Origin of the sequence: Streptomyces sp. P3, assembly GCF_003032475.1 — a bacterium.
Lineage (GTDB): Bacteria > Actinomycetota > Actinomycetes > Streptomycetales > Streptomycetaceae > Streptomyces.
The window spans coordinates 6,127,934-6,140,726 of record NZ_CP028369.1; the positions used below are offsets into that span (position 1 = coordinate 6,127,934).

Consider the following 12,793-nt stretch of genomic DNA (forward strand, 5'->3'; position numbering starts at 1 on the left):
GTGGCCGCCGGTCCGCCGTGCCGGTCCGGCGGCGTCGGCTCAGGCGGGACCGCGCGCCCGCCCGACGACCCGCGCGCCGATTCCCCAGGCTCGGCCTACTCTGTTGCAAGGGGGCAATCGGGTGAATCGCGCACCGAGAGGCGCCCCTGATGGACGACTACCCGCTGATCGAGAACCACGGCCTCATCGGTGACCTGCAGACCGCGGCACTGGTGACCACCGACGGCAGCGTCGACTGGTTCTGCGTCCCCAGATTCGACTCGCCCAGCGTGTTCGGCGCGCTGCTGGACAAGGACAAGGGCGGGCACTGCACGATCCGGCCCCAGCACCGGGCCTACGCGACCAAGCAGTTGTACCTCCCCGACACGGCGATCCTGGTCACCAGGTTCATGACCGAGGCGGGTACCGGTGAGGTGATCGACTTCATGCCCGTGACCGGTACGACGGTCACCGAGAGTCACCGGATCGTGCGCATGGTCCGCTGCGTGCGCGGCAGGATGACGTTCGACGTCGAGGTCGAGCCGCGGTTCGACTACGGGCGCAAGGGCCACTGGCTGCACCTCAGCGAGCACGGGGCGGTGTTCGTCTCGGAGGACGGCACGGAGCTCACCGTGCACCCCGTCCGCGAGCCCGACGACGAGCGGCTGCTCGATCTGCTCGCCGACCGGCGGGACGCCCTGCACTTCAGCCTGACGCTGGAGGCGGGCCAGGAGCGGGGGCTGGTCCTGGAACGGTCCGCCGGCGGACCGCCCCGGGAGATGCGCCTCGCCGAGTACAGCCGGCTCTTCGACGAGACGGTCGCGTTCTGGCGCTCCTGGCTGCACCAGTCGCGCTACACGGGGCGCTGGCGCGAGACCGTGGAGCGCTCCGCGATCACGCTGAAGCTGATGACCTACGCGCCGACCGGCGCGGTGGTGGCCGCACCGACGGCAGCGCTCCCGGAGCAACTCGGGGGCGAGCGCAACTGGGACTACCGCTTCACCTGGATCCGCGACGCCTCGTTCTCGGTGTACGCCCTGCTCGGGCTGGGGTTCACCGACGAGGCCCGGGCGTTCATCCAGTGGCTCGCCGACCGGGTCGGGGAACACGCCGGCAAGGACGGTGACACCGGCCCGCTGAACATCATGTACGCGGTGGACGGCTCCTCCGACCTGGCCGAAGCGACGCTCGACCACTGGGAGGGCTATGCGGGTTCCGCGCCGGTGCGCATCGGCAACGGCGCCGCCACGCAACTCCAGCTGGACATCTACGGAGAGGCGCTCGACAGCATCCATTTCGCGCACCGGCACGGTCTGCAGGTGGGACACCGGGGATGGCAGGCGCTGCGCACCGACCTCGACTGGCTGGTCGACCACTGGGACCAGGCGGAGGAAGGCCTGTGGGAGACCCGCGGCGGCCGCGAGGACTTCACCTACGGACGCGTGATGTCCTGGGTGGCCTTCGACCGCGCCCTGCGGCTCGCGGAGTCCAACGGCCGCCCGGCCGGCGTCGAACGCTGGCGCGGCGCACGGGACGACTGCTACGAACAGGTCATGGCCAAGGGGTGGAACGAGGGACGCCGGGCCTTCGTCCAGCACTACGGCAGTGACGTGCTCGACTCCTCGCTGCTGCGCATGGCGACGGTCGGGTTCATCACCCCCGAAGACCCCTTGTGGGCCACGACCCTCGATGCGGTGGAAGAGGAACTGGTCAGCGACAGCCTGGTCTACCGCTACAACCCCGAAGCCTCACCCGACGGTCTGCGCGGCTCCGAGGGCACGTTCTCGCTGTGCACCTTCATGTACGTCGACGCGCTGGCGCGAGCGGGACGCACCGAGAAGGCGCGGCTCGTGTTCGAGAAGATGATGGGGTACGCGAACCATCTGGGCCTGTACTCGGAGGAGATCGACCCGACGGGCCGCCAACTGGGCAACTTCCCACAGGCGTTCACCCATCTCGCCCTCATCGACGCGGCCATCACCCTGGACGCCGCGCTCAACCGCACGTGACCCCCGCTCGTACCCGGCACCGTCACCGCGATCACTCACTCACCCCTCCCCGGCGTCGCGCCGGGCACCCGGCGGGGCTCAGCCCTCGTCCCCGGCGCCGCCGCGGCGCAGGTCGGCGTCGGTGAGGCCTTCCAACTCCCCACGGGTGTCGAGCCGGTAGAGCAGGGCGACGGCGGGCACGACCAGCACCACGGCGACGAGGGTGACCAGGCCGAGCCAGCGCAGCGTGGTGTCCGCCCCCGCCCCCTCGGAGACGGTCAGGGTCGTCGGGACGAGGTACGGGCGCTGCGCCATGCCCCAGGCGATGACCGCGGACGCCACCACGACGACCGCCGAGACCCGCGACCAGGCGACCGCGGGGGCGCCGCGCACCAGCAGCCAGACGGTGGCCAGGCTGCTCGCGGCCGCGGCCGCCACGAAGACCAGTCCAACCCCGTGCGTCAGCCCGTGCCATACGTGCGGGGCGTCGTCACGGGTGACCGCGAGGGTGCTCAAGGCGAGGACGGCGACGCACCCCAGGGCCGCGAGAGCCCGCCCCCGGAAGTAGCCGGCCAGGTCGGGCGCGTCGAAGCGGCGGGCGTCCGCGGCGAGGAACACCGCGCCGAGCAGCGCGGTGGTCGCCACGGCCAGCAGACCGAACAGCACCGGCGTGGGATGGGCCCAGGCGTGCGCGGACGGGTCGGCCTCCGCCGTCACCCGGCCCGACGCCACCCCGCCGGCCGCGACGCCGAGGAAGAACGGCGTCACGAGGGAGGAGACGGCGAACACCGCGCCGTACAGGCGCCGTCCGGCCAGCCGCTGCGCGGGTTTGCGCAGCGCGAAGCCGGCGCCGCGCAGCACGATGCCGACGGCTGCCAGCGCCAGCGGCAGCCACATCGACTGGAAGAGACGCTGGAACAGGACGGGGAAGCCCGTCCACATGACGACGAGGACGAAGATCAGCCACACGTTGTTGACCTCCCACACCGGAGCCATCGCATGGTCGATCAGCCATCGCGGCCTCCTGCCGCGGCGCACTCCGCCCGCGAGCAGGTCCCAGAACCCGGCCCCGTAGTCGGTCCCGCCGGCGCAGGCGTAGGCAGCCACCGCGAGGAGCAGGACGACGGCGACGACGTCCGCGGTCACGGCCGGGGCTCCGTGGGCGGGGAGGCGGCGTCGCCCGACCGGGGCGGCGCGCCGGTCGGCACCGCGGGGCGCGGCCCGTACGGGAGGCCCGACTCCGGCGTCTGTCGCGGTGAGGCGGCTCCGCCGGCCCGCCGGTCCTCCTCGTCGGCGAGCCGCCAGCGGTTGCGCATCTTCAGCAGGACGGCGAGGAAGGACGCGAAGACGCACACGTACACCACGACGACCAGGGAGAACATGATCCACAGGCTGGTGGAACGGGTCGACGTGACGGCTTCGGCGACGCGCATGTTCTCGTAGACGATCCACGGCTGGCGGCCCACCTCGGTGGTGATCCAGCCACTCTCGACCGCGACGACGGAGGCGACGCCCGCCACCGCCGCGCACCGGTAGAACCACGCCGAGGCGGGCAGCCGGCGCCGGCGCAGCCAGACCAGGGCGTACCACAGGGAGAGTGCCACGAGCAGGGAGCCGATGCCGACCATGATGTCGAAGGCCCAGTGGGCGATGGTTGCCTGAGTGGCCGTCGGCCGCGCGTCGGCGGGCACGGAGGTCAGTCCGGTGACCCGGGTGTCGGTGCTGAAGCCGGCGAGGACGGAGTCGAGCTGGGGGATTCTGATGCCGCCGGAGATGCTGCCGTCCGGGTGCAGGCGGCCGAACAGGTACTCCGGCATGTGGGTGCCGGTCTTCCAGACGATCTCCATGGCGGCGAACTTCACCGGCTGCTCGTGGAAGACCTTCCGGGCGATCGAGTCGCCCAGGACGAACTGGACCGGCGTGAGCGCCGCGGCGACCGTGAAGGGAACGCCGAAGCCGAGGCGGTGGTACCGGTCCCGGCGGCCGCGGAGCCATCCCGCGGCGTAGACGCCGCCCACGACGTAGCCGGCCGTCACGAGCATCGCCACCACGAAGTGCCAGTACTGCGGGCCGAACATAGGAGTGAAGATCGCCTTCCAGATCTTCACGTCGACCGGGTCTCCCGCGGAGTCGAGGCGGAAGCCGCGCGGGGTGTTCATCCAGGAGTTGGCGGCCAGGATGCCGAAGGCGCCGAGCAGGGCCGCGGCCGGCAGCGGCAGGGCGAGCAGGAAGTGGGTCCGGGCGGGCAGCCGCCGCCAGCCGTAGAGGTAGATCGCGATGAGGACGGCCTCCAGGAAGAAGGCCCAGGCCTCGACGCCGAACCCGATCCCGAAGACGTCGCCCCACCTGCCCATCAGGCCCGGCCACAGCAGGCCGAACTCGAAGGAGAGCACGGTGCCGGTGACCACCCCGATCGCGAACTGGACCGCCATCACCGCCGACCACCGGCGGGCGAGCAGCAGCGCGGTCCGGTCCCCGCGGCGCAGGCCGTAGCCGTGCAGGACGAGCGTGATCAGCGGCAGCGCCACGCCCAGCGGGACGAGGACGATGTGGGAGGCGAGGGTGAAGGCCATCAAAGACCTGGCCGGGAGCAGTTGCGCCGGGGCGTCCGCCAGTGCCTGCAGCGTGCTGTGCATCTGATTCCGTTCGGGAGGCGTCGCGCGCGCGTGTGGAGTGTCAGCCGCCGGTCGCGAAGCCGGGGAAGAGGGTCATTCCGCCGTCCACGAAGAGCGTGGTGCCCACCACGTAGTCCATGAGGTCGGAGGCGAGGCCGACGACGGCGTGGGCGATGTCCTCGGGGTCGCCGACGCGGTCGTAGGGGATCAGCCGCAGAAGGTCCTCACGGGCCTCGGGGGTGTCCCAGGCGCTGCGGTTGATGGGCGTCCTGATGGCCCCCGGGGCGACGGCGTTCACGCGGATCTTCTTCGGTGCGAGCTCCTGGGCGAGGGTCTCCATCATCATCTGCACACCGCCTTTGGAGGCCGCGTAGTTGACGTGCCCGGCCCACGGGATGACCTGGTGCACGGAGCTCATGCAGATGATCTTGCCGGCGGCACGCGACACCTCGGGGACTACTCCGCGGCGCAGGAACTCCTTCGTCGCCTCCCGCGCACACAGGAACTGCCCGGTCAGGTTGACGTCGAGGACCTTCCGCCACTGGGCGAGCGTCATCTCGGTGAACGCGGCGTCCCGCTGCATCCCGGCGTTGGCCACGAGGATGTCGATCGTGCCGAACTCCTCGACCATCCGGTTCATCATGGCGACGACCTGGTCCTCGTCGGAGACGTCCGCCTGGTAGGCCGCCGCCCGCACCCCGTAGGACCTGATCTCCTCCGCCACCTTGTCGGCCTCCTCCTGGCCGGCCACGTAGTTCACGACCACGTCGGCTCCGGCCCGGCCCAGCGCGACCGCGGTCGCCAGGCCGATCCCGGAGTTCGCGCCGGTGACGAGTGCCTTCTGGCCTCTGAGCAGGTGGGCGGGGATCACGTCACGGGGCGCACCCTCGGTCGGACTCACGATGACTGTCTCCTCCACTGCGCGGCCGGGTCTCCGGGGCTCACCTCAAGGGCCCGGGTTCAGACACTCACCGAAACACCGCGGTCGCTCGGAGGCGCGTCGTGGAGAGCGGTCTTGGGCCGACCGGGGGAGGAGGTTCGCCCGCCGGAAGGCGGGTGCCCGGTCCCGGTCGGCCCACTCGTGCCACCGGCGGTCGCCCACCGGCAGCGCGGGCACCGTGCCCGCCGGTCGGGCCCACGGTCTTCCACGGCCCTCGACCGGGTCAGCCGAGAAGCCGACGCTTCTGTGCCGCGAACTCCTCCTCGGTGAGGACCCCTTGAGCCTTGAGGTCGGCGAGCTGCCTGAGCTGGTCGATCTTGGCTGTCATGTCGTCGTCGTGCGGCTGCGCGGCGGCGGGGGCGGGCGGGGTGGCCTGCTGGCCGACGTCCTGGCGGGCGCTGTCCTGCTCGGCCCACCGGCCTGCCTGCCGCCTCGAGACCCGGTTGGACACGGCCGTGGCCGTTCCCGCGATCACGGCGGTGCGGGCCACACCGCGAAGAAGTCCTGGCATGTCACTCATCTCCCCTGGTCCGTGCGAAGTCGTGAGGACGCGCCGCGGGGGCGCGGGCGGTCGCGGTGTCAGCGGGCGGTCACGGGGCCGCCGGCTCGGTGGCGTCCAGCGACGCCAGCAGGGCGTCCACGGGGATGCGCCCTCCGGCCACCATCTGGGCGCCACCACGCCGTAGCGCACGAGCCAGGGGAGCGGCCCAGAGGTTCTCGTACACGATGACGGCCGCCGAGTTCCCGGGCTCCAGCGCGGCGCCGGCCTCGTCAAGGTCGCCCTGGTCGAGCAGGCCGGAAGAGGCTCCCTCGAACACCGTCAGTTCGGCCCGATCGCCGAGCTCCCTGAATTCCAGCACGGCGACCGATCCGTCGGCGCCCTTCTGAATGAAGACGAGGTCGAGGATGCGGATGACGCCGTTCTCGACCAGCTCGACGAGCAGGGGCATGCCCTCGCCCGTCATGCGGCTTTCGGGGAACTCGACGATCAGATAGTCGACGGGCCCCATGTCCGCGACGTCCTGGTGCATGGCCACTCCTCAGCGGTGGGTCCGGCCCCGGCCGTGTTCCGCCACGGTGTCGGTCGCCCGCGCTCGGGTCCGAGGGACGGTGCTTTCCAGCCATTGCAGCACTCGGTCAGGGGGCCTGCATGTCCGGGACGTCCTGGATGTGCGGGGCGTCCGGCACGCTGGGGTTCCGGGACCGGGTCGGGGGTGACGCGACAGCCCGGGATCCGGTCGGGACGACCGCAGCGCTGCACGTGATTCCGCGCCGGGACCAGTTTGTGCGTTTAGTCCATGATCGCCCTATGCTGTTGTGCGGGAGAGCTCGAGCAGTCGACGTGCCGGCTCAGAGCCGGCGGGAAGCGGGCTTCCATGGCTGAGCGATTGAAAATGCACGGATTGGTCGGCGAACTGTCGGCCGAATTCGTCGGCACCATGATTCTGATCCTCTTCGGCTGTGGCGTGGTGGCCCAGGTGGTCGCCGGCGGAGCGCTCACGACACCGCCGGGGGGACTCGGAAACCACGACAGCATCGCCTGGGCCTGGGGCCTCGGCGTCACCCTCGGCGTCTACGTCGCGGCGCGACTGAGCGGCGCCCACCTCAATCCCGCGGTGACGGTCGCCCTGGCCACGTTCAAGGGCTTCCCGTGGCGCAAGGTCGCCCCCTACGCGCTGGCCCAGACCGCCGGAGCCTTCGTGGCGGCCCTCATCGTGCGGTGGAACTACACCGAGGCACTGGCGAAGGCCGACCCCGGACACACCATCAAGACGCAGGGCGTGTTCTCCACGCTCCCCGCCAACGGCAACCCGAACCTGCCGGTCCACGAGTGGGGCGCGTTCCGCGACCAGATCATCGGCACCGCCATCCTGCTCCTGCTGATCCTGGCCGTCACGGACCTGCTGAACACCCCGCCGGGTGCCAACCTGGCCCCGTTCATCGTCGGTCTGATCGTCGTGGCCATCGGCATGGCGTGGGGCACCAACGCGGGGTACGCGATCAACCCGGCACGTGACTTCGGGCCCCGACTGGCCAGCTTCTTCACGGGCTACGGCACAGCATGGCGAGATCAGTACGGGAACCTCTACTTCTGGGTGCCGATCATCGGCCCCCTGATCGGCGGCCTGCTCGGCGCCGGGCTCTACAAGGGCCTCGTCGGCCGGTTCCTGCCGACGGCGGAGCCGGAGCCTCCCGGCCGCGTTCCGGCACCCGAGGAATGACCCCCACAGCAGAGGCGGCAACTCATGGCTGACTTCGTGGGCGCGGTGGACCAAGGCACCACCAGCACCCGTTTCATGATCTTCGACCACTCCGGCAACGAGGTGGCGAAGCACCAGTTGGAGCACGCCCAGATCCTCCCGCGCTCGGGTTGGGTCGAGCACGATCCGGTGGAGATCTGGGAACGCACCAACTCGGTGATCCAGAACGCGCTGCGGCACGGCAACCTCTCACCCGAGGACCTGGCCGCCATCGGCATCACCAACCAGCGTGAGACCACCGTGGTGTGGGACCCGCGCAACGGACGTCCCTACTACAACGCCATCGTCTGGCAGGACACCCGCACCGACTCCATCGCGGCTGCCCTGGAGCGCTCGGGCCGGGGTGACGTGATCCGCCGCAAGGCGGGGCTGCCGCCGGCGACCTACTTCTCCGGCGGCAAGATCCAGTGGATCCTGGAGAACGTCGACGGTGTCCGCGAGGCGGCGGAAGCGGGCCACGCCCTCTTCGGCAACACCGACGCCTGGGTCCTGTGGAACCTCACCGGCGGCCCCGACGGGGGCGTCCACGCCACCGACGTGACCAATGCCAGCCGCACCATGCTGATGGACCTGGAGACCCTCGACTGGGACGACGAACTGCTGGGCTTCTTCGACATCCCCCGGCGGATGCTGCCCACCATCAACCCGTCCTCCCACCGCGAGGCGTTCGGCGTGACCCGCACCTCCCGGCCGCTCCGCGCCGCCATCCCCATCGCCGGGGTGCTCGGCGACCAGCAGGCGGCCACCGTGGGACAGGTCTGCTACGCGCCCGGCGAAGCCAAGAACACCTACGGCACGGGCAACTTCCTGGTCCTCAACACCGGTACGGAGCTGGTGCGTTCGCAGCACGGTCTGCTCACGACCGTGGCATACCAGTTCGGCGACAGCCCTGCGGTGTACGCCCTGGAGGGCTCCATCGCCGTCACCGGCTCCGCGGTGCAGTGGCTGCGCGACCAGATGAAGATCATCAAGGACGCGGCGGACAGCGAGGCCCTGGCACGCACCGTGGAGGACAACGGCGGGATGTACTTCGTTCCCGCCTTCTCCGGCCTGTTCGCTCCGTACTGGCGCTCCGACGCCCGCGGCGCGATCGTCGGTCTGGCCCGTTACAACGACAACGGTCACCTGGCCCGGGCGACCCTGGAGTCCATCTGCTACCAGAGCCGCGACGTCGTCGAGGCCATGGAGCAGGACTCCGGAGTCCATCTGGACGTGCTGAAGGTGGACGGCGGCGTCACGGCCAACGACCTGTGCATGCAGATCCAGGCCGATGTCCTCGGAGTGCCGGTCAGCCGTCCGGTCGTCGCCGAGACCACGGCGCTCGGCGCGGCCTACGCGGCGGGCCTGGCCACCGGGTTCTGGCGCGACACCGACGAACTGCGCACCCACTGGCAGGAGTCCAGGCGCTGGGAGCCCCAGTGGTCCGAGGACCAGCGCGCGGAAGGGTACGCGGGCTGGAAGAAGGCGGTGGAGCGCACGCTCGACTGGGCCAAGGTCGAATAGCCCGACCGGACCGGGCGCCACCCCTGACATCGGGTGGCGCCCGGTCCCGGCGTCCTCGGTGTGAGTGACGGCCGTGCCCCGGCGCCGCGGTCAAGACGGCGAGATCGTCGTCGGCCGCCAGGTCGGCCGTTGCCACGGTGACGGTCGCCACCGAGCCGCGGGCCACGAACGGCAGGCCTCGGACGGACGCTGCACCACGGGTGCCGGCGACACGCGCCTGAGCCGCCCCTGAGCCGCACCTCACCCTCGCGCTTCGGCCAGGCTGTGGGAACGCCCCCGGCGCGCCCACCGCCGCGACGGATCGACACGCCGTTCATGCATGTGAACGTGAGATACGGGTGGCTTGGCAGGACGGGGCGCCCTGTTTCCTCGTGCGTGTCACGTCATCTGGGGAACGGCTCAAGTCTTGCGAGCGGTGGCGATTTCCTGTCGACCGATCGACGTTCACATACTTGTCACCCGCGACCGGCCATCCTATCCTCACGGGGAGAAAGCGCTTTCCCGGTACTCCTGACCTTGCCGGGCAAGCGGTCCGCGGCACCAGCCGTGGGGCATGCCGCGCGCCGCAACCGATCCGGCGCGGGGTTGACCCGGGCTGACCGCACCGGGATGCCGCCGCGCCGGAACACCGGGGCGCACTCCGGGCTGTGCTCCGGACCGTAGATGCGTCACGCTCGCGCCGTGGCCGTGGCCGTGGCGGCGGGCTCGTGCACCGTGGATCGCCGGGAGTTCCGCAGTTCGGTTTGCCCGGTCGTTCCTGCCTCCGGCGGCGTCCAGCCCGGGCTGCCGTGGCATCCGTATGTCAACCCACGCCCCGAGGAGTCGCCCGCGCGGCGTTCTCGTGGCCGACACCGCGGCACATGGCCGGTACGGCAGCGGCACCGCCCGCCGGTGCCGCAGCAGCACGGTCCGCCCGTACCTCGGTGACACCACCGTCCTTGCGGGATGGGCGCAGAGATCCGCACGAGCCGGCAGGGGCCTGCTGTGGCGCGCAATGTCATGAGCATGCCATTTTTGTGTGGACTCGACGGGCCCCGGTGCCGGGCACGACGTGCTCGCCACCCCCGGTACTCGACGACGAAAACGAGGCGAGAATGAGAAAGCCAGTCGCTCTGCGACTCTCCGCGGCGCTCGGCACGCTGACCCTGGCGGCGGCGACCGGCATGGTCCTGTCGCTGCCCGCCGCGTCGGCGGCAGGCGCCGGCGCGACCGGGTTCGCCACCCAGAACGGCGGCACCACCGGCGGCGCCGGAGGGGCGACGGTCAGGGCCACCACCGGCACCCAGATCCACCAGGCCCTGTGCAGCCGGGCCAGCAGCAGCACCCCGATCGTCATCCAGGTCGAGGGGACCGTCACCGTCGGCAACACCGCGAAGGTGTCGGGCGCCAGCTGCAACACCGCCGCCGGCGTGATCGAGCTGAAGGGGATCAGCAACGTCACCCTCGTCGGCGTCGGCGGTGGAGCCGTGTTCGATCAGATCGGCATCCACCTCCGCCAGTCGAGCAACATCATCGTGCAGAACGTGACCGTCCAGAACGTGAAGAAGTCCGGCTCGCCGACCTCCAACGGCGGCGATGCCATCGGCATGGAGAGCGACGTGCACAACGTCTGGGTCGACCACGCCACGCTGACCGCCTCCGGCGGCGAATCAGCCGGTTACGACGCTCTGTTCGACATGAAGGACGACACCCGGTACGTGACCCTGTCCTACAGCGTCCTGCGCAACTCCGGTCGAGGAGGCCTCGTCGGCTCCAGCGACAGCGACCTCGGCAACGGTCCGGTCACCTTCCACCACAATCGGTACGAGAACATCGACTCCCGTACACCCCTGCTGCGTGGCGCGACCGCGCACATCTACAACAACTACTACGTCAGGCTGAACGAATCGGGCATCAATCCCCGCGCCGGCGGCAAGGCCAAGGTCGACAACAACTACTTCAAGGACTCCAAGGACGTCCTCGGCACCTTCTACACCGACCTGCCGGGATACTGGCAGGTCGGCGGGAACGTCTTCGACAACGTGACGTGGACGCCGCGGGGCGAGGACAACAACCCCGCAGGACCGAACCCGACGTCGAACACGACCGTCGCCATTCCCTACGCCTACAGTCTGGACGCGGCGTCCTGCGTGCCGTCGATCGTGACCGCGACGGCGGGCGCGAACACCGGCCTCAAGGTGTCGGACGGCAACTGCGCCGCGACGACGCCGACCGCGACGCCCACCCCGAATCCCACGCCGACGCCGACTCCCAGTGCGACATCGGCACCCACCGGGGCCAACCTGAGCCTCGGCGCCGCCGCCGACGGCTCCAGCAAGGCGTCCGGCACCAGCTACGGCAATGTCCGCGACGGCGACACGAGCACGTACTGGTCACCGGCCGGTTCCACCGGATCCATCTCGATCAAGTGGGGGACGACGACCGCCATCTCCAAGGTGACCCTCCGGGAGGCCGCCGGAGCCGCAGGCGGCATCCGTTCCTGGCGGGTGCTCAACGGCGACACCGGGGCGGTGCTGTCCTCGGGCAGCGGAGCGGGCGCGATCTCCTTCACCGCCACCTCGCTGAAGAAGGTCACCTTCGAGATCACGGGGTCGAGCGCCACGCCGAAGGTGGCCGAGTTCGAGACCTACGCCTGACCGAACGGCGACGCCGGGCCGGCCGCACAGGCGGCCGGCCGGTTCCCTCCCGCCGGCCCCTCGGCTCATCCCGCCCCGACCCCGTGGCGTCTGGCTCGCGGCGCCGGCTCCATGGCCGCTCTTCGGATGGCACGACGCTGGGCAGCCGTGGTGGCGCCCCAGATCCCGTCGTCTTCGCCGTGCTCGAGGGCCCAGTCGCGGCAGGCGAGGAGCACGGCGCAGCGGCGGCAGACAGCGCGGGCCCGCGACGCCTCCGTGCCGGGAGCTGCGACGTCCGACAGCGGAAAGAAGATCTCGGGATCCTCTCCGATACAGGCGGCGCGATCGCGCCAGTCGTCCGGTTCCGGGTATTCGCAACATGAGCGGGTCATGGTGCACCTCTCAAAGCCGCCCGAGGGCAGGACGAGCGATGGTCGCGGCGCGCCACAGCGCCGCGACTCCGGCAGAGGTTCCGAGCATCTTAGGCTTGTATGTCTCATTTGCGATAGGGGGTGACGGCGGCCTGCGATCGAGGCCGCTTGCTGACGACGCCAGCGAGAGCGCTCGGTGCGCGCGACCCTGCCCGGCCTCACCACCGTCAGCTATCGGGCGTGCTGGGTAAGGCCGAGCAGGGCTCCGGTGGGATCACGCACGACCATGTCTTCGTTGGCGGTTCGGTGAACTCCGGTCACACCGAGCGGTCGGGCCCGCTGGGCGAGTCCGGTTGGGCGACGGTCCAGCCGAACAGTGCGGTGCAGAAGGCCACCGTCGTTGCCATGGCGGGGGTGCCGAGGTCGATCCAGCTCACGGTGTTCTCGGGGTGCCGCGTGATGTTCATCGCGGTGACTTTCGCTTCAGGCCGCCTCGCCCCGGTGGTGGGGCGAGGCGGTGT

Annotated in this window: 11 protein-coding genes; 4 read left to right on the top strand and 7 right to left on the bottom strand. The window is 70.7% G+C overall.

Annotated elements, in window-relative coordinates:
- Positions 1–149: 149 nt before the first annotated feature.
- Positions 150–1,988: a glycoside hydrolase family 15 protein gene (locus C6376_RS27140; RefSeq protein ID WP_107445838.1), complete on the top strand. Its 1,839-nt coding sequence runs from the start codon at positions 150–152 to the stop codon at positions 1,986–1,988.
- A 78-nt stretch (positions 1,989–2,066) separates the two neighbouring features.
- Here C6376_RS27140 and C6376_RS27145 read toward each other — a convergent pair whose 3' ends face one another.
- The 5 genes from C6376_RS27145 to C6376_RS27165 all read right to left on the bottom strand — a co-directional run bounded on the left by C6376_RS27145 (position 2,067) and on the right by C6376_RS27165 (position 6,553).
- Positions 2,067–3,113 (bottom strand): cytochrome d ubiquinol oxidase subunit II, encoded by a 1,047-nt coding sequence (locus tag C6376_RS27145; RefSeq protein ID WP_107445839.1) that lies wholly within the window; start codon positions 3,111–3,113, stop codon positions 2,067–2,069.
- On the bottom strand, positions 3,110–4,603 hold the full coding sequence (locus tag C6376_RS27150) for a cytochrome ubiquinol oxidase subunit I (protein ID WP_107445840.1): 1,494 nt from the start codon (positions 4,601–4,603) through the stop codon (positions 3,110–3,112). The genes C6376_RS27145 and C6376_RS27150 overlap by 4 nt, the downstream gene beginning before the upstream one ends.
- A 40-nt stretch (positions 4,604–4,643) precedes the next feature.
- Positions 4,644–5,483 carry an SDR family oxidoreductase gene (locus C6376_RS27155; protein ID WP_254076065.1) on the bottom strand — a complete coding sequence of 280 codons (840 nt, stop codon included), beginning with the start codon at positions 5,481–5,483 and terminating at the stop codon, positions 4,644–4,646.
- Between the two features lie 262 nt (positions 5,484–5,745).
- On the bottom strand, positions 5,746–6,033 hold the full coding sequence (locus tag C6376_RS27160; protein WP_107445841.1) for an SHOCT domain-containing protein: 288 nt from the start codon (positions 6,031–6,033) through the stop codon (positions 5,746–5,748).
- A 79-nt stretch (positions 6,034–6,112) separates the two neighbouring features.
- Positions 6,113–6,553 (bottom strand): DUF6325 family protein, encoded by a 441-nt coding sequence (locus C6376_RS27165; RefSeq protein ID WP_254076066.1) that lies wholly within the window; start codon positions 6,551–6,553, stop codon positions 6,113–6,115.
- Between the two features lie 345 nt (positions 6,554–6,898).
- Here C6376_RS27165 and C6376_RS27170 point away from each other — a divergent pair, with 345 nt between their 5' ends.
- From C6376_RS27170 to C6376_RS27180, 3 genes are all read left to right on the top strand, one after another.
- On the top strand, positions 6,899–7,744 hold the full coding sequence (locus tag C6376_RS27170) for an MIP/aquaporin family protein (RefSeq protein ID WP_107445842.1): 846 nt from the start codon (positions 6,899–6,901) through the stop codon (positions 7,742–7,744).
- A gap of 24 nt (positions 7,745–7,768) precedes the next feature.
- Positions 7,769–9,286, top strand: a complete 1,518-nt coding sequence (gene glpK / locus C6376_RS27175) for a glycerol kinase GlpK (RefSeq protein WP_107445843.1) — start codon at positions 7,769–7,771, stop codon at positions 9,284–9,286.
- 1,094 nt (positions 9,287–10,380) lie between these two features.
- A complete protein-coding gene (locus tag C6376_RS27180; protein ID WP_107445844.1) occupies positions 10,381–11,922 on the top strand; it encodes a polysaccharide lyase family 1 protein in 1,542 nt (513 codons plus the stop codon).
- Positions 11,923–11,987: 65 nt separating this feature from the next.
- On the opposite strand, the gene C6376_RS27185 is transcribed toward C6376_RS27180, so the two are convergent.
- Both C6376_RS27185 and C6376_RS27190 read right to left on the bottom strand, forming a co-directional pair.
- Positions 11,988–12,401, bottom strand: a complete 414-nt coding sequence (locus C6376_RS27185; protein WP_367881054.1) for a WhiB family transcriptional regulator — start codon at positions 12,399–12,401, stop codon at positions 11,988–11,990.
- A 188-nt stretch (positions 12,402–12,589) separates the two neighbouring features.
- Complete coding sequence (locus C6376_RS27190) at positions 12,590–12,739, bottom strand: VOC family protein (RefSeq protein WP_216825610.1); 150 nt, start codon at positions 12,737–12,739, stop codon at positions 12,590–12,592.
- Positions 12,740–12,793: the final 54 nt, after the last annotated feature.

Bases quoted from the DNA above. Each gene is read 5' to 3' on its own strand.
- C6376_RS27140 (WP_107445838.1), top strand. From the start codon at position 150: ATGGACGACTACCCGCTGATCGAGAACCACGGCCTCATCGGTGACCTG.
- C6376_RS27150 (WP_107445840.1), bottom strand. From the start codon at position 4,603: ATGCACAGCACGCTGCAGGCACTGGCGGACGCCCCGGCGCAACTGCTC.
- C6376_RS27160 (WP_107445841.1), bottom strand. From the start codon at position 6,033: ATGCCAGGACTTCTTCGCGGTGTGGCCCGCACCGCCGTGATCGCGGGA.
- C6376_RS27165 (WP_254076066.1), bottom strand. From the start codon at position 6,553: ATGCACCAGGACGTCGCGGACATGGGGCCCGTCGACTATCTGATCGTC.
- C6376_RS27170 (WP_107445842.1), top strand. From the start codon at position 6,899: ATGGCTGAGCGATTGAAAATGCACGGATTGGTCGGCGAACTGTCGGCC.
- glpK (WP_107445843.1), top strand. From the start codon at position 7,769: ATGGCTGACTTCGTGGGCGCGGTGGACCAAGGCACCACCAGCACCCGT.
- C6376_RS27180 (WP_107445844.1), top strand. From the start codon at position 10,381: ATGAGAAAGCCAGTCGCTCTGCGACTCTCCGCGGCGCTCGGCACGCTG.
- C6376_RS27185 (WP_367881054.1), bottom strand. From the start codon at position 12,401: ATGAGACATACAAGCCTAAGATGCTCGGAACCTCTGCCGGAGTCGCGG.
- C6376_RS27190 (WP_216825610.1), bottom strand. From the start codon at position 12,739: ATGAACATCACGCGGCACCCCGAGAACACCGTGAGCTGGATCGACCTC.